General features: G+C 65.1%; 20 protein-coding genes. 11 read left to right on the plus strand and 9 right to left on the minus strand.

Annotated elements, in window-relative coordinates; translation table 11 throughout:
• Positions 1-4: 4 nt before the first annotated feature.
• From N4S67_RS01560 to N4S67_RS01570, 3 genes are read right to left on the minus strand one after another with little or no spacing between them, the layout of a single operon-like run.
• Entirely contained in the window at positions 5-895 is an 891-nt protein-coding gene (locus tag N4S67_RS01560; protein WP_260991181.1) for an alpha/beta fold hydrolase, read from the minus strand.
• A 2-nt stretch (positions 896-897) separates the two neighbouring features.
• Positions 898-1197 carry a hypothetical protein gene (locus tag N4S67_RS01565; protein WP_260991182.1) on the minus strand — a complete coding sequence of 100 codons (300 nt, stop codon included), beginning with the start codon at positions 1195-1197 and terminating at the stop codon, positions 898-900.
• Between the two features lie 11 nt (positions 1198-1208).
• A complete protein-coding gene (locus N4S67_RS01570) occupies positions 1209-2708 on the minus strand; it encodes a class I adenylate-forming enzyme family protein (protein ID WP_260991183.1) in 1500 nt (499 codons plus the stop codon).
• Positions 2709-2826: 118 nt separating this feature from the next.
• Between N4S67_RS01570 and N4S67_RS01575 the strand changes: the two genes are divergently transcribed.
• The 4 genes from N4S67_RS01575 to N4S67_RS01590 all read left to right on the plus strand — a co-directional run bounded on the left by N4S67_RS01575 (position 2827) and on the right by N4S67_RS01590 (position 7166).
• Positions 2827-3978 (plus strand): thiolase family protein, encoded by a 1152-nt coding sequence (locus N4S67_RS01575; RefSeq protein WP_260991184.1) that lies wholly within the window; start codon positions 2827-2829, stop codon positions 3976-3978.
• A 301-nt stretch (positions 3979-4279) separates the two neighbouring features.
• Positions 4280-4426 (plus strand): hypothetical protein, encoded by a 147-nt coding sequence (locus N4S67_RS01580; RefSeq protein ID WP_260991185.1) that lies wholly within the window; start codon positions 4280-4282, stop codon positions 4424-4426.
• 122 nt (positions 4427-4548) lie between these two features.
• Positions 4549-6033 carry a class I adenylate-forming enzyme family protein gene (locus N4S67_RS01585; RefSeq protein WP_260992006.1) on the plus strand — a complete coding sequence of 495 codons (1485 nt, stop codon included), beginning with the start codon at positions 4549-4551 and terminating at the stop codon, positions 6031-6033.
• Positions 6030-7166 carry an acyl-CoA dehydrogenase family protein gene (locus N4S67_RS01590; protein ID WP_260991186.1) on the plus strand — a complete coding sequence of 379 codons (1137 nt, stop codon included), beginning with the start codon at positions 6030-6032 and terminating at the stop codon, positions 7164-7166. The genes N4S67_RS01585 and N4S67_RS01590 overlap by 4 nt, the downstream gene beginning before the upstream one ends.
• An 8-nt stretch (positions 7167-7174) precedes the next feature.
• On the opposite strand, the gene N4S67_RS01595 is transcribed toward N4S67_RS01590, so the two are convergent.
• Both N4S67_RS01595 and N4S67_RS01600 read right to left on the minus strand, forming a co-directional pair.
• Positions 7175-8089: a TIGR03619 family F420-dependent LLM class oxidoreductase gene (locus N4S67_RS01595; RefSeq protein ID WP_260991187.1), complete on the minus strand. Its 915-nt coding sequence runs from the start codon at positions 8087-8089 to the stop codon at positions 7175-7177.
• A 1-nt stretch (position 8090) separates the two neighbouring features.
• Positions 8091-8900 (minus strand): SDR family NAD(P)-dependent oxidoreductase, encoded by an 810-nt coding sequence (locus tag N4S67_RS01600; RefSeq protein WP_260991188.1) that lies wholly within the window; start codon positions 8898-8900, stop codon positions 8091-8093.
• A gap of 176 nt (positions 8901-9076) precedes the next feature.
• Between N4S67_RS01600 and N4S67_RS01605 the strand changes: the two genes are divergently transcribed.
• The 6 genes from N4S67_RS01605 to N4S67_RS01630 all read left to right on the plus strand — a co-directional run bounded on the left by N4S67_RS01605 (position 9077) and on the right by N4S67_RS01630 (position 14540).
• Positions 9077-9709: a TetR/AcrR family transcriptional regulator gene (locus N4S67_RS01605; RefSeq protein ID WP_260991189.1), complete on the plus strand. Its 633-nt coding sequence runs from the start codon at positions 9077-9079 to the stop codon at positions 9707-9709.
• A 163-nt stretch (positions 9710-9872) separates the two neighbouring features.
• Positions 9873-11024, plus strand: a complete 1152-nt coding sequence (locus N4S67_RS01610; RefSeq protein ID WP_260991190.1) for an amidohydrolase family protein — start codon at positions 9873-9875, stop codon at positions 11022-11024.
• A complete protein-coding gene (locus N4S67_RS01615) occupies positions 11021-11263 on the plus strand; it encodes a hypothetical protein (protein ID WP_260991191.1) in 243 nt (80 codons plus the stop codon). The genes N4S67_RS01610 and N4S67_RS01615 overlap by 4 nt, the downstream gene beginning before the upstream one ends.
• Before the next feature lies 1 nt (position 11264).
• Positions 11265-12422, plus strand: coding sequence for an acyl-CoA dehydrogenase family protein (locus N4S67_RS01620; protein WP_260991192.1), 1158 nt, complete (start codon positions 11265-11267; stop codon positions 12420-12422).
• A gap of 59 nt (positions 12423-12481) precedes the next feature.
• A complete protein-coding gene (locus tag N4S67_RS01625) occupies positions 12482-13609 on the plus strand; it encodes an acetyl-CoA hydrolase/transferase C-terminal domain-containing protein (RefSeq protein WP_260992007.1) in 1128 nt (375 codons plus the stop codon).
• Between the two features lie 10 nt (positions 13610-13619).
• Positions 13620-14540 carry an SDR family NAD(P)-dependent oxidoreductase gene (locus N4S67_RS01630; RefSeq protein ID WP_260991193.1) on the plus strand — a complete coding sequence of 307 codons (921 nt, stop codon included), beginning with the start codon at positions 13620-13622 and terminating at the stop codon, positions 14538-14540.
• Between the two features lie 14 nt (positions 14541-14554).
• Here the strand turns inward: N4S67_RS01630 and N4S67_RS01635 are convergent, their stop codons facing one another.
• Positions 14555-16114, minus strand: coding sequence for an MFS transporter (locus tag N4S67_RS01635; RefSeq protein WP_390893171.1), 1560 nt, complete (start codon positions 16112-16114; stop codon positions 14555-14557).
• Positions 16115-16174: 60 nt separating this feature from the next.
• On the opposite strand from N4S67_RS01635, the gene N4S67_RS01640 reads away from it, so the two are divergent.
• On the plus strand, positions 16175-16804 hold the full coding sequence (locus tag N4S67_RS01640) for a TetR/AcrR family transcriptional regulator (RefSeq protein ID WP_260991194.1): 630 nt from the start codon (positions 16175-16177) through the stop codon (positions 16802-16804).
• Here the strand turns inward: N4S67_RS01640 and N4S67_RS01645 are convergent, their stop codons facing one another.
• The 3 genes from N4S67_RS01645 to N4S67_RS01655 are packed head-to-tail and all read right to left on the minus strand — an operon-like array spanning position 16805 to position 20456.
• Positions 16805-17755, minus strand: a complete 951-nt coding sequence (locus N4S67_RS01645; protein WP_260991195.1) for a VOC family protein — start codon at positions 17753-17755, stop codon at positions 16805-16807.
• Positions 17755-18966, minus strand: coding sequence for a CaiB/BaiF CoA transferase family protein (locus N4S67_RS01650; RefSeq protein ID WP_260991196.1), 1212 nt, complete (start codon positions 18964-18966; stop codon positions 17755-17757). Before N4S67_RS01650 ends, N4S67_RS01645 begins: the two co-directional genes overlap by 1 nt.
• Positions 18963-20456 carry an aldehyde dehydrogenase family protein gene (locus N4S67_RS01655; RefSeq protein WP_260991197.1) on the minus strand — a complete coding sequence of 498 codons (1494 nt, stop codon included), beginning with the start codon at positions 20454-20456 and terminating at the stop codon, positions 18963-18965. The genes N4S67_RS01650 and N4S67_RS01655 overlap by 4 nt, the downstream gene beginning before the upstream one ends.
• Positions 20457-20521 lie beyond the last annotated feature (65 nt).

The raw sequence follows: 20521 nt of genomic DNA on the forward strand, positions 1-20521 counted from the left end.
ATCGTCATGTCTGTCGCCCCTCCAACAACGTCAATCGCGACCGCACCCGCCGCTCCAGGAAGTCGCCGAGCACCTCTTCGAAGACAGCGTTGTCGTCGCCGGCCACCATGTGGTGCGCGCCGGCAACGGTGGCGAACTCCGCGTGCGGCACCAGTTCGAGGAAACGAACCGAATCGTCGACGCTCAGCACGTCTGACTCGCCGCCGCGCACCAGCAGTGTCGGCAACCGCAGGCTGCTGGCTGCCGCACCCAGATGTGCGGGATCGATGAGCTGGTTCCGTTGCACTGCCTGGTCTTCGGGAGAACCCATGAACGCCGGATCCCAGTGCCAGTAGAACCGGCCGTCTCGCAGACGCACATTCTTTCGGAGGCCCTCGAGATTGTTCGGCCGGGGCCGGTGCGGAACGTAGCCCGCGACCGCGTCCGCGACCTCTTCGAGCGAGCCGAAACCTTCTTCAGCGTGCGAGACCATGAAGTCGCGGATCCTGCTGGTTCCCGACGGCTGGAGGAACGGTGACACGTCCACCAGAACCAGGCCGAGTGCGAGGTCGGGCCTCGCGCCGATTGCCGCCAAGGAGGCGTTGCCACCGAGCGAGGCGCCGACGAGAACGGGCGGGCGGCCGAGAAAGTCGACGATGCGTATCACGTCATCGGCGAAGCGGTCGAGGCCATAACGCCCGTCGGGTGACCAACCACTGTCCCCGTGGCCGCGAAGGTCGACCGTGAGTGAGTACCACCCCTGCCCGCCCAGATCGGCAGCCGTCGATTTCCACGAATGTCGGGTCTGTCCGCCACCATGCAGGAAAACCACGGGAGGATCCGCCGCATCACCGAAGGCATCCGCGGCCATGGTGATGTCGCTCGCGGGGATCGTCGACGCCGCGGGAACGGTCATCGTCAGTCGCTGGCAGGCAGCGGCTTGGCTTCTTTGAGCGTGAGCGCGGTCGACCCGATGCTCAGGGTGCCTACGCCGGCCTTGGTCACCAGGACCTCGGCGCCGCTGTCACCGACATAGCGCTTGCCCATCGCATTGCCGTCGCAGAACGCCGGATCGGGCTCTCCGCCTGATTTCTCGGCGTCCATCGCCACCATGGACTGACCGCCGCAGCGGAGGTCGTCGAGGCTGTCGTCAGCTCTGACGACGATGATCTGGGTATCACACACTTGGCTCTTTAGCCGCGTGCCGTTCTTGATCATGTTGTATCCCTTCATTTATCGGCTGTCGCATTGCGTAAGCTATCGACGATCTCGCGCCGCAGGAGTTTGCCTGTAGCGTTCGTCGGCAGCTCGTCTCGAAAGACGACCCGGTCCGGGGTGCGCGAACCCCGGAGTACCTTTCGGGCGTGGCGACGAATCTCCTCGGGGTCCGGATCGACGCCCGCGGCGGGGACCACCACCGCGACGATGGCCTGGCCCCACTGCGCATCCTCGACACCGACGACAGCGACCTCGTGTATGTCCGGGTGTTCGATGAGCACATCCTCCAGCTCGGCCGGCGCGATGTTCTCGCCGCCGCGGATGATGGTGTCGTCGGAACGCCCGCCGATGAACAGATAGCCCGCACCGTCGAGTGTCGCAATATCCCGGGTGGGAAACCAGCCTTCGTCGTCCAGCACCGATCCGAGTCCCGTGTACTTCCCGGAAACCTGTTCACCGCGGACGAAGAGCTCACCGGTCTCCCCCGGTCCCAGCACCGCGCCCTCTTCGTCACGGATCTGCAGCTCGATGCCGGGCACCGGCAGACCGACCGATCCGAGCCGCCTGGCGACGGTCGCGTCGGTGTTGCCGTGCGCCTCGCGATGATCCTCTGGTGTCAGCACCGCAATGGTCGAACTCGTCTCGGTGAGGCCGTAAGCGTTGACGAAGCCGACGTGCGGCAACAGTGCCAAAGCCTTGCGTACCAACGGCAGTCCCACCTTCGAACCGCCGTAAGCCAAGTTGCGCAGCGACGGGAGTTCGGTCGACTCGCGCTCGAGTTCGGTGACGATGCGGTCCAGCATGGTGGGGACCACGGTGGCAGTCGTCACCTTTTCTTCGACGGCTAGCCGTACCCACTCGCGGGCCTCGAAATTGGTCAGGTAGACCATCTTTCGACCTGCATATAGGTTCGACATCGCTGCATTGATTCCGGCGATGTGATAGGGCGGCACGCAGATGAGGGCTGCGTCATCCGGGTCGGCCGAACCGAATTCGACGGTTCCGGTGATGTAGCTGCTCAGGTTGCCGTGTGAGAGCTCGACGGCTTTGGGCTTTGCAGTCGTGCCCGAAGTGAACAGCACGATCGCGACGTCGTCGGGATCGGCGAACTCTGCGACGGATTCTGCGGTGCGCGCTGCGGTCAGGAAATCCTCGGACGACACCACGGCTTTGCCAACGCCGTCCAGCATGTCGCGGTAGCGCCCGTCGACGACGACCAGCGGATCCGGTAGCCGGTCGACCAGCTCCGAGATGCCCTCGACGCTCAACCGGTAATTAATCGGTGTGTACGGCTTCTTTGCGTGCGCTGATGCGAAGATCAGCAGCGGCGCCATGACGCCGCCCGCGCCGACGTAGGCGACGTGCTCGGCGCCCGACGCGGCGATCACCCCTGCGCCACCGTCGGCCAATTCGCTGAGCTCACCGACGGTCAGCCTGACGTCGCCGTCCACGACCGCGTCGCGATCGCGATCACCCGACATCGCCATCTCCAGCAACAACGCAATACTCAACGCCCTCAGCCTTTGCTCGCTTCAACACCGTCGCCCAATAGAGGGCACGGTGATAGTAAACACGAAAACAGATATATAGTTATAGGGTTAAAGCACCGGCCGTCGTTCAAGGAGCAGCATGAGCACACCTGACATCGCAATAATCGGTGTTGGACTCCATCCGTTCGGCCGCTACGAGGACAAGTCGGCCCTCGAGATGGGTGCGGTCGCGATCAGCAGGGCGCTCCGCGACGCCGGAGTGGCCTTCTCCGACGTGGGCAGCCTCTACGCCGGCAGTCTGGAAGTAGCCAATCCGGAAGCGATCACGGGCCTGGTCGGTATGACGGGTATCCCCGCCCGTGCGACGTTGAGCGGATGCGCCACCGGGAACTCGCTGCTCACCCTCGCCGCGCGCGACGTTCAGCTGGGCGAAGCGGAGATCGCGGTAGGCGTCGGACTCGACAAGCACCCGCGCGGCGCATTCGGCGCCGACCCGTCCGTCGCGGGGCTGCCACAGTGGTACGGCGATCAGGGCATGTTTCTCACCACGCACTACTTCGGCACCAAGATCATGCGATACATGCACGACCACGGCGTCACCGAGCAGACACTGGCTCGCGTCGCCGCGAAGAACTTCGACAACGGCGCCAAGAATCCCAACGCCTGGCGCCGAAAGGCGATGAGCACGGAAGCCATCCTCGCGTCGCCGATCGTCAACGCCCCACTGCGGCAGTACATGTACTGCAACCCCAATGAGGGAGCTGCGGCCGTGGTGGTGTGTCGCGCCGATGTCGCCAAGAAATACACCGACAAGCCGATCTACATCCGCGCGAGCGCTCTGCGCAGTCGCCGCGAAGGCGCCTACGAACTGCTGCGTACCTCGATCGAACTGCCCATTGTGCCCGGCACCACCGCCGAAGCCGCCAAAGCGGCATACGAGCAGGCGGGTATCGGGCCCGGGGACATCGACGTTGCGCAGTTGCAGGACACCGACGCCGGTTCGGAGATCATTCACATGGCCGAAACAGGCCTGTGCAAAGACGGTGAGCAGGAGGCGCTGTTGCACGACGGCGTCACCCAGATCGGCGGCAGGCTGCCGATCAACACCGACGGCGGGCTGCTCGCCAACGGCGAGCCGGTCGGCGCGTCCGGTCTGCGGCAGGTGTACGAACTGGTTCACCAACTCCGCGGCACCGCGGGCGACCGACAGGTGCCCAACGACCCGAGCGTCGCGCTGGCGCAGCTCTACGGGTCACCCGGCACGGCGGCAGTTGCGATTCTGTCCAGGTGAGAGAAACGCTTGATGACCCATGCTGATTCGCGTCACCGCACGGAGGTCGACGTCGACCATCACTCCGCCGGGCTCCGCGACGACCCGTTCGGCACATTCCGCCGAATGCGCGAGTCACGCTGCCCGGTCGCGCATTCCGACCAACACGAGGGCTTCTGGGCGCTAGCTGACTATGTGTCGGTGTTCGACGCGTTCGTCGAACGCGGTGAGTGTGACATCGTCGGGGAGTTGACGACCGGCAAGCAGATGGCCTTCGGGGGTCGGTATCCACCGTTGCCTCGGTTCACATTTCGCGAAGACAATGTTTCAAGTCGTGCTCGGCGAGGTGGTCGACCGGCAGCCCGACTTCTCGCGGGCCGGCCCGTACGAACGGTTCGAGGACGCCGGCGAGGTCTACGTCGTGCGCAGACTGCCGATCCGCTTCGCTTCCGGCTTCCGCAGGGGTTGAACCTCACCGATGACCGACTCTGTCATCATCGACACCGCCCAGCCCATCCCGGTAATTGTCGACATGCGAGCCGAGCAATTGGTTAAATGTTTTAAGCTTAAATGTGGTCAGGGGGCATGCCAGTGACGGTTGACACCATCGCCGGGCTGCTCGACCAATCGGCGCTGTCCCGGCCACATCAGCCAATGATTCTGGACACCGCAGGTGCCGCGCTCACTGTTTCGGAAGTCGCGAAGCTCGCCAAAGCGGGAGCCCGATGGCTCGCCGAAGCCGGCGTAAGGCCGGGCGTGACGGTGGCTTGGCAATTGCCCTCGCAGAGTTCGGCAGCGGTGCTCATGCTGGCGCTCGCCCGCATGCCGGTGGTTCAGGCGCCGGTCCTGCACCTCTACCGACGGCGCGAAGTTCGTGCCGCACTCGACGCCGCCGGCGCGCAAGTTCTGATCGTAGACCGCTCCACCGCGGACAACGCGCCCACCGACGTTCCCACCATCCGGTTGCCCGATGAATTCCTCGGGCTGCTGGGCGGGCAGCCCGACCTCGCAGTGCCGGATGACACGCACTCGGGCCACGACGTGCGGTGGACCTATTTCACCTCCGGCACTACCGGTCACCCCAAGGGTGTTCGACACACCGATGCCACGCTGCTGGCCGCCGCGCGGGGCTACACAACGCATCTCGGCCTTGGTGACCACCCAGCCGAAGTGGGTACGATCGCTTTTCCGATCGCCCACATCGGCGGAATCCTCTATGTGGCCTGCGCGTTGATCGGCTCGTTTCCCGTGCTGATGGTGCCGAAGATCGACGCCCAACTTCCCCGTGTGCTGGCGGCCAATCGCGTCACTCTGTCCGGATCGAGCACTGCCTTCTATCAATTGCTCCTCGACGCACAACTGGCGTCCGGCCGCGACGAGCCGATCATCCCGTCGCTGCGCATGCTCATAGGCGGTGGCGCGCCATGCCCGCCCGAACTTCACCGCGAGGTGCGCAGGCGCATGGGCGTGCCGATCGTGCACGCTTACGGCATGACCGAGGCGCCCACGATCTGCGTCAGCCAGGCCACCGATACCGAAGAGCAGCAGGTGAACAGCTGTGGTCGGCCGATCCCGGGTGCGCAGATCCGGACGGCGGCGACAGGAGAGATTGAGCTTCGCGGAGCGAGTGTGACACCAGGCTACGTCGATACCGAGCAGTGGACGAATACGACGACACCCGACGGCTGGTTTCGTACCGGGGACCGCGGGAGGCTGCGGCCCGACGGGCGCATCGAGATAACCGGACGAATCAAGGACCTGATACTTCGCAAGGGCGAGAACATTTCGCCCGACGAGGTCGAAAATGAGCTGCTCGCACACCCCCTCATCGACGCGGTCGCTGTGGTGGGCCAACCCGACGCTCAACGCGGTGAGATGGTTTGCGCGGTTGTCCGACGCTCATCCCGGCATCGTGATATCACCCTCGACGAACTCTGCGCGTTTCTGGACGAACGCGGGCTGATGAAGCAGAAGTGGCCTGAGCGCCTGGTCATCGTCGACGAGTTTCCGCTGACGGGATTAGGCAAGGTCGCGAAATCGCAACTTGTCGAACAGCTTTCAGGAGGCACAAGATGACGCAGCTGGACGTCGAGCAACGCCAGCAGCTCGCGGACGCTGTCCGCGCCGCCTGCGAGCGGCTCAGTCCTGAAGGGCGGGTGCGCGCAGTCGCCTACGACGGCAAAAGCGATACCCGCGGCGTCGACAGCGACCTGTGGAAAGTGCTGTGCAGTCAGGTCGGGGTGACCGCGATCGCGCTGCCGGATCATCTCGGTGGTGCAGGCCTGGGCGCATCGGCGCTCGGCGTCGTCGCTCACGAGTTGGGCCGCGCCCTGGCCCCAGTACCGTTCGTCGCGTCAGCGGTACTTGCCACGGGCTTGCTGACCGAATTGCGTGGTGCAGACGCGGGTTCGGACAGCCGGCTGGCCGGCCTCATCGACGGCAACCGGACAGCCGCGGCCGCCCTCACCAGCGATGGCGGGCTGTGGCGGAGCGGCGCGGCGAGCCTGCGCGCGGAGCGAATGCCCGACGGCTGGGTCATCCGCGGCGTGGTGCGCCACGTCCTCAACGGCGACGCCGCCGACGACCTCGTGGTGGCTGCGAACGCCGACGGAGAGCTGAAGCTGTTTCTTGTCGAGGGCAGGCCCTCCGGAGTGAGCGCCGCGCCAGAGCCGGTGTTGGACGGCACCCGTCCAATGGCGACGCTGACGTTCGACGGCGCGCCAGCGGTGTTGCTGTCGGGCGACGGTCAGGCAGAAGGCATCATTGGACGCGCCGTCGATCTCGCCATCGCCGTCATGTCTGCCGAACAGGTCGGCGCGTGTGAGCGCGTGCTGGAGATCGCCACGGACTACGCCAGGACGCGTGAACAGTTCAACCGTGCGATCGGCAGCTTCCAGGCCATCAAACACAAGTGCGCCGACATGCTCGTCGAGCTCGAGTGGGCGCGTTCGGCATCGCAAGCCGCGTTGGAAGCCCTCGATGGCGCCGTTGCAGGCGAGTCGGGATGGCGCGCCAGCATGGCCAAGGCCGTGTGTTCAGAAGCATTGCGCAACGCGGCGAACGCCAATGTGCAGATTCACGGCGGCATCGGATTCACCTGGGAAGACTCCGCACATCTGTACGTCCGCCGTGCCCGCACCGACGAGGTGCTGTTCGGAAGGCCCACGGACCACTGGAACCGATTGGCCGTCGAGGCCAAAATCATGTGAGAGAGTCCCTAGTCGCCGATGCCGAAATGGTCGGCGAGACGAGTCATGGACTTATCAGCCGCCGACGCCGAGCCGGCGTCGACATGGGCGAGAATCCGCGTGGCGCCGGCACATCGCATTTCTGCGATGTATGTGTCGAGTGCCGCCAAGGCGCTGGGATCGTCCAAGTCGACAGCCGGTGCAGCAACTTGTATCTCGATGCTGTCAGGATGGCGGCCCGCCGCAGTGAGCAGCTCCCGCAACCTTTCTACCGCACGCGAGAAGTCAGCCACGTTCTCGATAGACGCGGTACGGACCGCCGACGCCACAGCGGCGGGGCCCACCATCGGACACCATCCGCTGCCGTGTTCGACGACGCGCCGCAACGTGGCGATGCTGTTGCCGCCGATCCACAGCGGGGGATGCGGCTTCTGAGTCGGCACGTCGAGGTTCAGCTCCCCGGTGGCGGCGAATGTCGATCCCGTTACCGGCCGTTCGGGATGCGTCCACACCTGGTGCAGCGCAACGAGATATTCGTCGAAAAGCCGGATGCGATCGTCAAAATCGACGCCGAGAGCGGCGAACTCAGAACGCAGGTAACCGGCTCCGACACCGGCGATCAACCGCCCCCCCGACACGATGTCCACTGATGTGAGCGTTTTCGCGGCCAGGTAAGGATTTCGGAAGGGCAGCACGTAGAGGTGGGTCATCAGGCGGATCGTTTCCGTCGCCGCGGCGAAGAACGCGAGTGCCACCGCCGGCTCGAAGGTGTTGTGTCCTCCCGCGCGCCGCCATTTCGCTGACGGGGCCGGATGATCAGCGAGCGCGATCGCGTCAAAGCCCAGTTCCTCGGCACGGCTGCTCAGCGCCCGCATGACCGCGGGTTCGCGCAGTTGGGGGTTCGCCGTCGGGACGTCGCTCGGGTATTCGACAGTGAACTTCATGTCAGTAAATTGATCCGGTCGCGCCGCCGTCGATGTGGAGGTTCATCCCGCTGAAGAACTCCGCGTGCGGACTCGCGAGCAACGCGACGGCATAGGCAACATCACTGACCTGGCCGATCCGATGGACGGTCTGGCCGGTTCCCTTGAGCACGTATTCCGCGGCCCGCTCGAGATCACCTGCCCAACCGCGCCGCTCGGCGAAGATGCGCAGGAAATTACGCAGCCCGTCGGTCATGATCATCCCCGGCATCACAGTGTTCACTGTGATGCCGGTGCCCGCCAGGGCTTTTGACAAACCCATCCCCATGTTGATCATCGCCGCCTTGGATGGGCCGTAATCCGGTTGACCCGAGGTTGGAATGATCCCCGCCGCGGAGGCGATCTGGATGACGCGGCCCCATCCGTTCTCCTTCATCGCCGGCACCAGCGCGTGAATGAGGTATCCCGCCGACAGCACGTTGCGTTGATATGTCACCCCCCATTCGGCGACTGGCAATTCGAACCACGATTGCACCCCTGTCGCTGACGCACCACCGGCGTTGTTGACCAGGATGTCGATACCGTCGAATGCTGCGGCTGCGGTTTGAGCGACGCCGACCGCGCCCTCCTCGGCGGCCAGATCGCCTACGGCCGTGTCCGCCCGCCCGCCGCCTGCCCGTATCTCGGCGGCGACCGATTCGACTCGTCGCACATTGCGTCCGTGGACGACCACCGACACTCCCTCCGCGGCGAGGGCCATGGCGATCCCGGCGCCGATCCCCGAGCTGCTACCGGTGACCAGGGCCCTCTTGCCTTCGAGATTGAATTTCATGACCGTCCTCGGATCGAATTACTTGCCGGCACAACGCCACACGCTCATTGATGCCGGGCCGTTCACCACCGGCGTCCACTCAGCGTGCCACCGATGCCGACAGTTTGTCTAGCGTCACTGAACAAGTTTCGGCTGAACCGCGTCCCGACGGCGCCGAGGTCACTATCGTGGACACGATGACCAAAGGCCCGAAGGCACGACGCGGCCACGCCCGAACCGCTCTGGTCGACGCCGCACGCGCACGGTTTCAAGAGGTGGGTTTCGCCAAGGCCACCACACTCGAGATCGCGACTAGGGCTGAGGTGTCCGAGACGCTGATTTTTCGTTACTTCGGCTCCAAGACGGGTCTGTTCGTCGAAGCTGTGCTCACCCCGATGGCAGCGTTCGTCGAAGACTTGGTGAGAAGCTGGGACGCCGGCACTTTGCCCGGCGAGAGCTCGATACAGGAGACGATCGGCCGCTACATCGACGACCTGTCGGCTGCGCTGCCGGATCGCAGTGCCCTCGCGCGCGCCGGCGTCGAAGCGGTCGTGACCCACGGTGACTCCCCGGAGATCGCGGTGTTCCGTACCCGCCTGGCTTCGCTCTTTGATGAGCTCGCCGTGGACATGGGCGCCTATCTCGGCGAGCATGGCCTGCGTGACGCGGATCCCCATCTCATCGTGCGCATCGGCTTCTTGGCCGTCGGCGCGGTCGCGGCACTTCTGCCGCTGACCTATCCGGACGGGCATGAGCCGCCCACCCAGCGCGAGGTTAAGGCCGAACTGACCGACTTCATCCTGTTCGGCCTGCAGTCGCGACGCGCGTGACCAATCACGGTCTCGCCGATCTTCGCTGTCGCAGAGGTTCATGTGCCTCAATCTCCGCTGCGTTCGGGCAAGCAGGCGGTCTCCGCTTGCCCCATCCTCGTGTCCTGACTACGCTACTAAATAACTAAATGTTTTTCTGTTTAGGCCATCAAAGGAGCCGCTTGTGCCACTGCAGCCCCATATGCAGCTGATATCCGTCGACGATCATCTGATCGAGCATCCCAAGGTGTGGAGCGACCGCCTTCCGGCGAAGTACTTGGACGCCGGTCCCAAGATCATCGAGTGGGAGCGCCCCGACAACGGTCAGATGTGCCAGGTGTGGCAGTACGAGGGACGCATTTACCCCTACATCGGCCTGAACGCGGTCGCGGGCAAGAAGCCCGAGGAGTACGGCATCGATCCGGTGCGCTACGACGACATGATTCCGGGCTGCTACGACCCCAAAGCACGTGTCGCGGACATGGACGTCGACGGCGTGCAGGCCATGACGTGCTTTCCTTCGTTCCCCCGTTTCGCAGGAGCAGTCTTCGCCGAGGGCGAGGACAAGGACCTGGCGCTGTTGTGCTCGCAGGCGTGGAACGATTTCCACATCGATGAGTGGGCCGCGACCGCTCCGGACAGGTTCGTCCCGGTCTCCGTACTGCCGTTCTGGGATCTCGACGCGAGCATCAAGGAGCTTCATCGCGTGGCGGCGAAGGGCTCCAAGTGCGTGAGCTTTCCCGATCTTCCGGACAAGCTCGGGCTGCCGTCGCTGCACAGCGACCACTGGGATCCGCTGTGGTCGGCCTTCGAGGAGACCGATCTGGTCCTGGCCCAGCACTTCGGCTCCGGCGGCTTTCCGCCGCCGATCGCGTCCGATGCGCCGTTCGCGGTCTTCATTGTGCTGATGGGCACGATCAGCATGGGAGCGATGACCGACTGGCTCTTCTCACCTGCGCTGCACAGGCACCCAAAGCTCAAGATCGGGCTGTCCGAAGGTGGGATCGGCTGGATTCCCTACATCCTCGAACGCTGCGACAGCGTCTGGCGCAAGCACCGCTTCTACCAGAACATCAACCAGGAGGTGCTGCCCAGCGACCTGTTCCGGCAGCATTTCCACGGCTGCTTCATCGAAGACGACTTTGGTGTCGAGTCGCGGCACCGGATCGGTATCGACAACATCACCTGGGAGTGCGACTACCCACACTCGGACTCGTACTGGCCGCAGAGCCGCGAGCGTGCCGCGCAGGCGTTCGAGCATGTGCCCGACGACGAGGTCCACCAGATGGTTGAACTGAATACGCGCAAGCTCTACAACTTCCCGCGTGCGTCATGACCAGCGGCGGCTTGGACCCCGTCGAGCAGCTGCCGGTCTCCGACTGGACCGATCAGGACCTGCTGACGAAAGACGAGGCGCGCGACCGCCTCATCGGCGAGATCGACCGTACCAGAGAGCAGTTGACGCAGCTTGAGGCCAACGACGCCGATGAGGCCGAGATCAGCTTGGTCGCACGTCGTCTCAATGCGATGGAGTCGATCCGAGACGAGTACGGCGCCTACCTCGGCGGCAAGTGAGGTGACGGCAGCGCCGGGCGGCACCCTGGACCTGGAGGAACTCAGGTCGCGGTGCCGGTCGTTCCTGGAGAACGCACCACGACCCGACGGGCTGCGCAACTACGGTCCGACGCCGACCGTCGACGACATCGCTCCGGGCCGGGCATGGCACAGATACCTGGCCGAGCACGGCTATGCCTGCCTGCATTGGCCCGCCGAGCACGGCGGCGCCGACGCGTCGGTGGCATACCAGGCGATCTTCGCCGAGGAGTGCGCTCGCGCGGGTGTGCCCCGCCAACTCGCCATCACGGGCATCGATCTCGCCGGACCGATCCTGATCAAATTCGGTTCTGCCGAACAGAAGTCGCGCTATCTCGAACCGATTCGGCTGGGCGATCACGTCTGGACACAGCTGTTCTCGGAACCGGGCGCGGGCTCGGACCTTGCGGGTGTCCGCACCAAGGCCGAGAAGACTGACAAGGGATGGCGGATCAGCGGACAAAAGGTGTGGAGCTCGGCGGCCAACTCTGCAGAGTTCGGTCTGCTGCTCGCCCGCACCGGGCCGGAGTCGCACCGCGGTCTAAGCATGTTCATCGTGCCCATGAACACCCCCGGGATCGCGGTACGCCCACTGCAGCAGATGGACGGCGAGAGCAAGTTCAACGAGGTCTTCTTCGACGGCGCCGAGTTGTCCGACGACGCGCTGATCGGTGAGCCCGGCCAAGGCTGGGCGATCGCCATGGTGACGTTGGGCCGCGAACGGCTGACCCTCGGCTCGCAGGCAGTGACCATGTTCAGGCTGCACGATCGTATGGTGCAGGCCGCCCGCGACCGCGATCAACTGGATCCGTTGCTGGCGCGGTCGATGACCAGACTGTGGGCGCGTATGTGGTTGCTGCGCTACACCTGGCAGCGGGCCATCGACGAAGGCGACACGGCGTCGGCGGCATTCTCGGTGCTGAAATTGATGACGTCGGAAACCGACCAGGATCTGGGCGATCTCGCGACGGAGGTGCTGGGCACCGATGCGTGTGTCGACCCGTCCGACGGGTCCGATGACGCGGAACTGGTGCGCGCCATGCTGGTGGGGCGCGCCCAGACGATTCTCGGTGGTACCAGCGAGATTCAGCGCAATATTCTCGGTGAGCGGGTCCTGGGCCTTCCCAAAGAGCCGCGGTGACAGACGGCCTCACCGAGTCCGGAGTGCAGGCCGCGCTACGCAGGAAGCTGCGTCCGGGGATGACGGTCGCGCTCGGTGACGGCGTGGGCGCGCCACGATGCGTTGAGGACGGCACGTCGATCTGCGCGGCCCTCAGCGCGGTCGCCCGCGAACTGGGCGGCGTTCGGCTGGTGCTCGGCTGGCTTACCGCTCCGCTCGACGGGATTGTTGCAGATGCGTTCGCCGAAGTCGTGGCCTTGATGCCAGGGTGGGGGGTACGGAACGTATTGAGCACCCCCACAGCGCGTTTCGTTCCGACCCGGCTCAGCGGCATCGCGGCATTGCTCGCCGGGCCGCTGCGTCCGGATGTACTAGTCACGCGCGTCGTCGAGCGCAATGGTGAATTGCATTTCGGGACCGAGGTGTCGTGGCAGCGGGAGATCGTCGACGCCGGCGCACTGGTGTTGGCGGTCATCGATGGCAATGCACCCAACGCCGACGCCGGCCCACCGTTGGACTCGGTGGCGGTGCAGATCATCGGCCACAGCGCCGATGGCCCGGTTCGGCACCCGACGCCGGCTCCCGAACCGGTGCACGAGGCGCTCGCCGACGCGGTCCTGGCCTTCGTACCCGATGGTGCCCGACTTCAATACGGCCCGGGCCAGCTGGGCACGGCCTTGCTGACGCAGACGCAGCGCACCGTGCAGATCGACACCGGCTTGCTGGTCGACGCGGCAGTGGACCTCGATTGTCGCGGGCTGCTGGCCGCAACCCCCTCGGCGACTTACTTGTTCGGCACCGACGTGCTCTACGACTGGGCCGACGGCAAGCCGATTCTGCGGGGCGTCGAATACACCCATGACGTCACCCGGTTGTCGCGGGGCGCTCCGCTCGTCGCGGTCAACACCGCGATCGAGATCGATCCGGTCGGTCAGGTCAACGTCGAGGGTGTCGGCGAGAAGGTCGTGGGCGGCATCGGCGGACATCCCGATTACTGCGCTGCGGCCCGCATCAGCCGCGGCGGGCTGTCCATCATCGCCGTCCCGTCCACTGTCAGGGGCCGCTCGCCGCTCGTCGAACGGCTCAGCAGGCCGGCGTCCACGCCCGCCTACGACGTCGACCTGATCGTGACCGAATCGGGCCACGCAGACCTGCGGGGCGCCGACTGGAATCAGCGTGAGCGACTGATCGCCGCACTGTTCGACTGAGAGGATGATCATGGCCCCGGGGATTGACGGTGCACTGTCCGGACGTGTCGTTCTGGTCACCGGAGGGGGCCGCGGGATCGGACGCGGGCACTGCCTGGCACTGGCCGCCCACGGTGCCGCGGTCGTCGTCAACGACCCGGGGGTTGGTCGCGACGGGACAGCCGGCGACTCCGGCCCCGCCGCCGCGGTTGTCGCCGAGATCGAGGCAGCGGGCGGAAAGGCATCGGCTCATACCGGCTCGGTGTCGTCGTGGGACGACGTCGCCGACATGGTCGGGACGGCCGTGGACACCTTCGGCACGCTGACCGGGGTCGTGAACAACGCAGGCATCGTGCGCGATGCAACGGTGGCCAATGCGACGGAGGCCGACTGGGATGCCGTCATCGCGGTACACCTCAAGGGGACGTTCGCAGTGACGAGGCACGCGTGCCAGTACTGGCGTGCACAGTCCAAAGCGGGTAACCAGATCGATGCGCGCATCGTCAACACGGTGTCTGGCGCCGGCCTGTGGGGCAACGTGGGCCAGAGCGCCTACGGCGCAGCCAAGGCGGCGATTGCCAACCTGACGGTGGTCACTGCGATGGAGGGGCGCCGCTACGGCGTTGTCGCCAATGCGATCTCACCGCTCGCTGTGACACGCATCAGCGAAGACTTCTTCAAGGGCGACAGGGCGGCCGATCCAGCGCTCGATCCCGCGCGCAGTTCGGAAGTTGTCGCGTGGCTGCAGTCGGCCGAGTCGTCATGGCTGACCGGACAGATCCTTCGGATCGACGGACACAAGTTAAGCCGCGTCGAGGGCTTCTCCGAAGCCCGTGCGCGTTATCACGCCAAAGACGGTCAAACGCTGACATTCTCGGAGATCGGTCAGGCGGCCAGTTGGCTGTACGGCACCGCCCCGCGAGGACTCATTGGCCCTCTCCCCACGGGATAGCTCTCTTACGATCCCTACCCGACCGGCGTCGGTTCCTGCAGCGGCTCGTTGTCCGCTTTCGCGTGACGTCCATACCGAGCCGGCTCGCGTTCCGGTGCCCACAGCGCCAGGATGATCGCGCTGATGACGGTGATGATCGACAGAATCAGCATCGCCTGGCTGTAGCCCTGGACGAACGCGTCTTTGGCCGAATCTGCGAGTTGTTGCGCCGCGGGGCCGAGATTCGGGGCGATCTGCAGGGCGGAGGCGAGGGAATCGGAGAACGGATCCCTCACCGGCGGCGGGAGCTGCGCGACGACTGATTCGACTCGACTCGAATAGCCAGCCGCTAGAACGCTTCCGACGATCGCGATACCAAGTGCGGCGCCGACCTCGCGGGCGGCATCGTTGACCGCCGCCGCCACCCCTTGATCTTCCTCCGGAGTCGCGCTGACGATGGCGGTCGTGGCTGGGGCCATACACAGACCCATCCCTGTTCCGATGAGCAGAAGCGCCCACAAGATGTCCAGATAGACGGCGTCGACAGTGAGTCGGCTCATGAGATAGAGACCCGCTGCAATGAGAAGTAAGCCAGGGACAGTAAGCAGGCGCAGGCCTATCCGAGGTCCTAGCCAGGACGACAACACCGAAAAGGTCAGCAGTGGCGCGCCGACGGGCGCCAGCGCCAAAGCCGACTGCATGGCGCCGTAGCCAACGATCAACTGCACGTGCTGCACGATGAGGAAGGCCATGCCGAACATCACCATGAATTGCAGGCCGACCGACAACGTCCCGCTACCGAAACCGCGATCGGCGAACAGTCGCAACTGCAGCAAGGGGTGGGCGATCCTGAGCTCGACGACCACGAACACCACGGTCGCGAGCGTTCCGGCCCCGAACAGTGCAACAACCACCAGGTCGGTCCACCCCTTGGCGGGCGCCTCGGTGAGGGCGACAACGATCAGGCCGATGGCCGCCATCACCGATACCGATCCCACCAAATCCATTGGGTGACGGTTCTGTTGGCGCGATTCCGGCAGTGTGCAGGCGGCGATCAGCAAAACGACACCGCCGATGGTGAAGCCGACGAAGATCGATTCCCACGACCAGAACTGCAGCAGTAGGCCCGAACACAGCATGCCGAAAACCGCTCCGGAGCCGGCTACACCTGCCCAGATTCCGACCGCTCTTCCGCGCTGCTGGCCTCCGAAGGTGGCCGTCATGATCGAGAGGGTCGAGGGCATCACGAACGCGGCGCCGACACCGGCGATGGCGCGCGCCGCGATCACCCAAACGGGGTCCGATTCGAACAGCGGCACCGCCGAGGCCGCGGCGAACACCACCAGCCCGAAGACGAGAACCCAGCGGCGGCCGTAACGGTCACCAAGCGCACCTGCGGGAAGGAGCAGACAGGCCAGCGCCAGGGTGTAACCGTCAACGACCCAGGTCAGCTGGGTTTGCGTGGCGCCGGTCGCGATGGCGATATCGGCCAGCGAGGTATAGAGCGCGGCCATCGACCCGATCACCAGCGCGACCGCGAGGCACGAGACCGTTAGCGTCCACTTCTGCCGCCGCGATAGCTTGGCCGATTCCAACTGACACTCCCGACAATTTATGCTACTCTGCGTAGCGGTACGCTACTATCCGTAGCATAGATGCGAGCAGGAGGCACGTCGATCGCAGTTCAGACCCCGCATGTCGGCGGCGACGAGGACATCGATCCCCGGCGCCTGCGGTCCCGCGCGCGGCTTCTGGACGCCGCCGCGCGATTACTGACGACAGGCGGTGTGGAAGCTGTCACGATCGATGCGGTCACGCGAGCATCGAAAGTCGCGAAGACGACGTTGTACCGTCATTTCGACAGCGCCACAGAACTTCTCGCTGCGACCTTCGAACGGCTGCTCCCGCAGGTCGAGCCACCTCCCGCGACGGGTCCGTTGCGCGATCAGCTGGTCGAGTTACTCAGCAGGCAGGCCGCCCTCTTGCAGGACGTACCGATCCAGCTAACGCTACTGGCGTGGGTCTCCATGGGTCCCACCAACGACAGTGCAGGCGAGCCTCGCAATACATTGCGCGCCCGCGTGATCGAGCAGTACCGGCAACCGTTCGATGTGCTGCTCGACAGTCCGCAGGCCAGAGCCGAACTCGGAGACTTCGATCTGACGCTGGGGCTCGCTCAACTCCTCGGCCCACTGGTGTTCGCGGTGATGACGGGCATCCACGTCATCGACCGCGACGACTGCGCACGGATCGTCGAGGATTTCTACACCACGCACCAGCCGTAGCTACCGGCTGAAGAAGGCGAGCGGGCGCTCGACGAACTCGAACACCACCCCGTCCGGCGAGCGCAGAAACGCGATGTACAGCCCCTCGATCTTTGTGCCCGGCAACGGGCACCACACCGGATCGCCGCGCACCTCAACGGAATCCGGCAGCGCGGCCAGAGCCTCGTCCACGCTCTCCACACGGAGGGCGCACCGGTAGAGGCCCTGGCGGTTGCCGCCCCACGGCACCGGCTCCTGGGCCACCGTGTCTGGATGCTGAACCACCGACACCGTGAACCGGTGTGCGTCCTCCGGCAATGCGAAGCGGGCGACGACGCACTCTGCTGAGTCCGCCGCTGCTCCCGGCGCCAGCTGATCACTGGCGATCGTCATCGTCGTCGGCGCCTCGACTTCCGCGAAGCCAATCGTCGTCAGGAACTCCGCGGTGGCGACTGCGTTGATGGCCGAGATCCGCACTCCCGAAAACAGAGCGCCATTGGGCGCGTCGACGTCCGGCGGACACTGCGCCAACTCGACGACCACGCCGTCCGCATCGACCGCCAGCACGGCTTTGACGCCCGAGATCAACCCGTCGACAGGGTCCCCGACCGGGATTCCAGAATTCCGCAGCACACCAGCCGTGGTGTCCAGGTCGGCGACCCACATCAGCGCGGCCCTAATACCGGGCCTCGTCGGATCGGTGTTCGAATCCCGCTTCAAGCCGGGATCGTGAAACTCGATCGCCTCCAGCGCGCAGCCGTCCCGGCCTCCTCGGGAATCGTAGAAAAACGCGGTCTCACAAAATGTTTCGTCGTCCATGCCCAGAATGGCGCCGTTGGTCGGCACCGAATGGTCGGTACGCATCCGCACGGACAATCCGAGCGCGCCGACGTACAGCGCTTCGGTTACCCGCAGCGAGTCGCAGTTGAGGTTGACGTGCAGGAACCGCCGGGCCAGATCGTCTGAAACCACTACAACACAACCGATTTGACCTTGAGGTCGATGATCTCCTCCTCACCGAATCCCAACTCGGCAAGCAGCGCGTCGGTGTGCTCGCCGTGGCCAGGCGCACACTCAAGATCCATTGGGGTCTCGTCGAATTGCACGGGACTGGCCGCCAACGCGAACTCGTTGCCGTTGGCGTCGGTGGTGCGTGGCAGATAGCCGTTGGCGATCGCCTGCGGATCGTCATGGATCTCCCGGGCTGTCCGCATCACGTCCCACACGCCATCGAATCCTTCGAAAGCCTTCTCCCAGTGTGCGAGGTCGTGTTCACCGAGTGTTCTTCGTAGTTCGGTGATGCAATCGGCACGATTACCGAAGCGCACCATCGCGTTGGCGAACCGCTCGTCGTCGATGAGATCGGTACGGCCCAGGCGCGTGCAGAAATCGGCCCAGAATCGGTCTGCCTGTAGCAGGACGAAGGCGATGTGGCGGCCGTCGCGGGTCTTGTAGATGCTGGCGACGGGATTGGGCATCTCGGAGAGCTGGAATCGGGGGATGTCCTCGCCAGTGATACCCGCACCCACCACATCGGGACCGAGTTGCCAGATCGCGGCGTTGAGTAGAGAGACGTCCACGACCGACGGCTCGCCGGTGCGTTCCCGCTTGAACAATGCGCCGACAATGCCCGCAGCGATCGACAGGCCGCCGTAGACATCGCCGAACGCCGGTCGCTGGATCGGCGGATACGAACCATCCCCTGCGGCGTAAGCCTCACCGATTCCCCCGCGTGCCCAGTAGGCGGCCAGGTCGTACCCGCCTTGGCCTGCGAGATCGCCCTTGGTTCCGTAGCCGTGGCCACGAGCGTAGATGATCTTCGGGTTGCGCGCGCGCACCTGATCGATGTCGATGCCCATCCGTGCCCGCGAGTCGGGCAGCAGGTTCGTCACGAAAACGTCGGAGGTCTCGATCAGCTTCATCAGCACCTCGAGGCCTTCGGGGCTCGATGTGTTCAACCCGAAGCTGCGCTTGCCCCGGTTCGGTTGCTCGATGAAGTGGTTCACGCCACCCGCGCCGGGGACCAGTCCCGAGTTGATCAGCCCGCGCTGCGGGTCCCCGGTCTCGGGATGCTCGACCTTGATCACGTCGGCGCCCCAGTCGGCGAGCACGGCGCCCGCCGCCGGGACGAACGTCCATGCGGCTAGCTCGATTACGCGGACACCGTGGAGAATGTCGGTCATTTCGGGTAGCCGATCGTCTTGGTCTGCAGATGCTGTTCGAAGCCCTCGACGCCGTTCTGGCGGCCGATGCCACTCATCTTGTAGCCTCCGAACGGGGCATCGGCGCCGTAGAACATGCCGCTGTTGACCATCAGCGACCCGGTGCGGATGCGGCGGGCCACGGCCATCGCCCGGTCGTCGGAGCCCATGATGGCGCCGGCGAGCCCGTAGGTGGAGTTGTTCGCCATCTCGACGGCGCCGTCGTCACCGCCGTCGTAAGGCGTGATCGACAGGACCGGCCCGAAGACCTCTTCTTGGAAGATGGTGTGGTCCGGTTCGACATCGGCGACGACCGTCGGGGCGACGAAGTATCCGCGGTCCAGGCCTTCGGGAACGCCGCCGCCGGCGGTGATCCGACCGCCGTCGGCCTTCGCGATCTCGATGTAGCCCAACACCCGCTCGCGTTGTTTGGCGGACACCAGCGGACCGCAGAAGGTGTTCGGATCCGCAGGGTCGCCGACCGTGAGCGCACCGAACGTCGCCGATGCCACCTCGACGGCCTGATCGTAATGTGACCGTGGTACAAGCATTCGCGTCGCGAGCGCACACCCCTGACCCGAATGCATGAGCGCGCCGAGACAACCGGGCAATGCGATGTTCATGTCTGCGTCGTCGAGAACCAGGTAAGCCGACTTGCCGCCGAGCTCGAGCATGTTGCGCTTCATGCTGTCGGCCGAGAGCCGCTGGATCAGCTTGCCGACCGCGGTCGAGCCGGTGAACGAGATCATGTCGACGCGCGGATCGGTGACCAGCCGCTGCGCGATGTCGTTGTTCGAGGCGGGAACGATGTTGACGACCCCGGGTGGGATGTCGGTCTTCTCGGCGATGATCCGGCCCCATCGCAATGCGCTCCACGGCGTCTCGATGGCAGGCTTGAGAACCATCGTATTTCCGGTCGCGAGGACCTGCCCCATCTTGTTGCTGATGATCTCGAACGGGAAGTTCCATGGCGTGATGGCGCCGACCACTCCCATCGGCTCCTTGACCACCATGCGGTTGTACGGGACGCCCATCTTGGCGTCCTCGTCGAGCATCCGCTCCCACGCGAACTCGGAGATGTGCTGGGCGGGCCACCGCACGGCGTCCGCGAGCGGCCATTCCAGCTGGGCGATGAACGTCATTCCGACCGTCGCGCCGACTTCGGCGATCAACTCGGCGCGCATGTCCTCCTTCTCCTCCTGCAGCGCATCGTGCAATTGCATGAGGCAGCGCTGGCGGAACTCGTGGTTCGTCGACCAGTCGGTGGTGTCGAACGCGCGGCGCGCGGCGGCGATGGCGGCATCCATGTCGTCGGCCGACCCGTCGGTGCACGTGCCGAGCAACTCTTCGGTCGCGGGATTGATGTTGTCGGCGGTCTCCCCGGTCGACGACTCACGCAGCTGCCCGTCGATGTAGAGACGGCTCTCCGGATTAAATTGGACGGTTGTTGCGGCGACCGGCGAAGCCGTCATTGTCGCTTCCTCTCACTGGACTGTCGGCGTGGGCTAGTGTACCTCTTATAGATAATTGTTTAGCT

The sequence above is a fragment of the Mycobacterium deserti genome, assembly GCF_025345615.1.
Taxonomy (GTDB): domain Bacteria; phylum Actinomycetota; class Actinomycetes; order Mycobacteriales; family Mycobacteriaceae; genus Mycobacterium; species Mycobacterium deserti.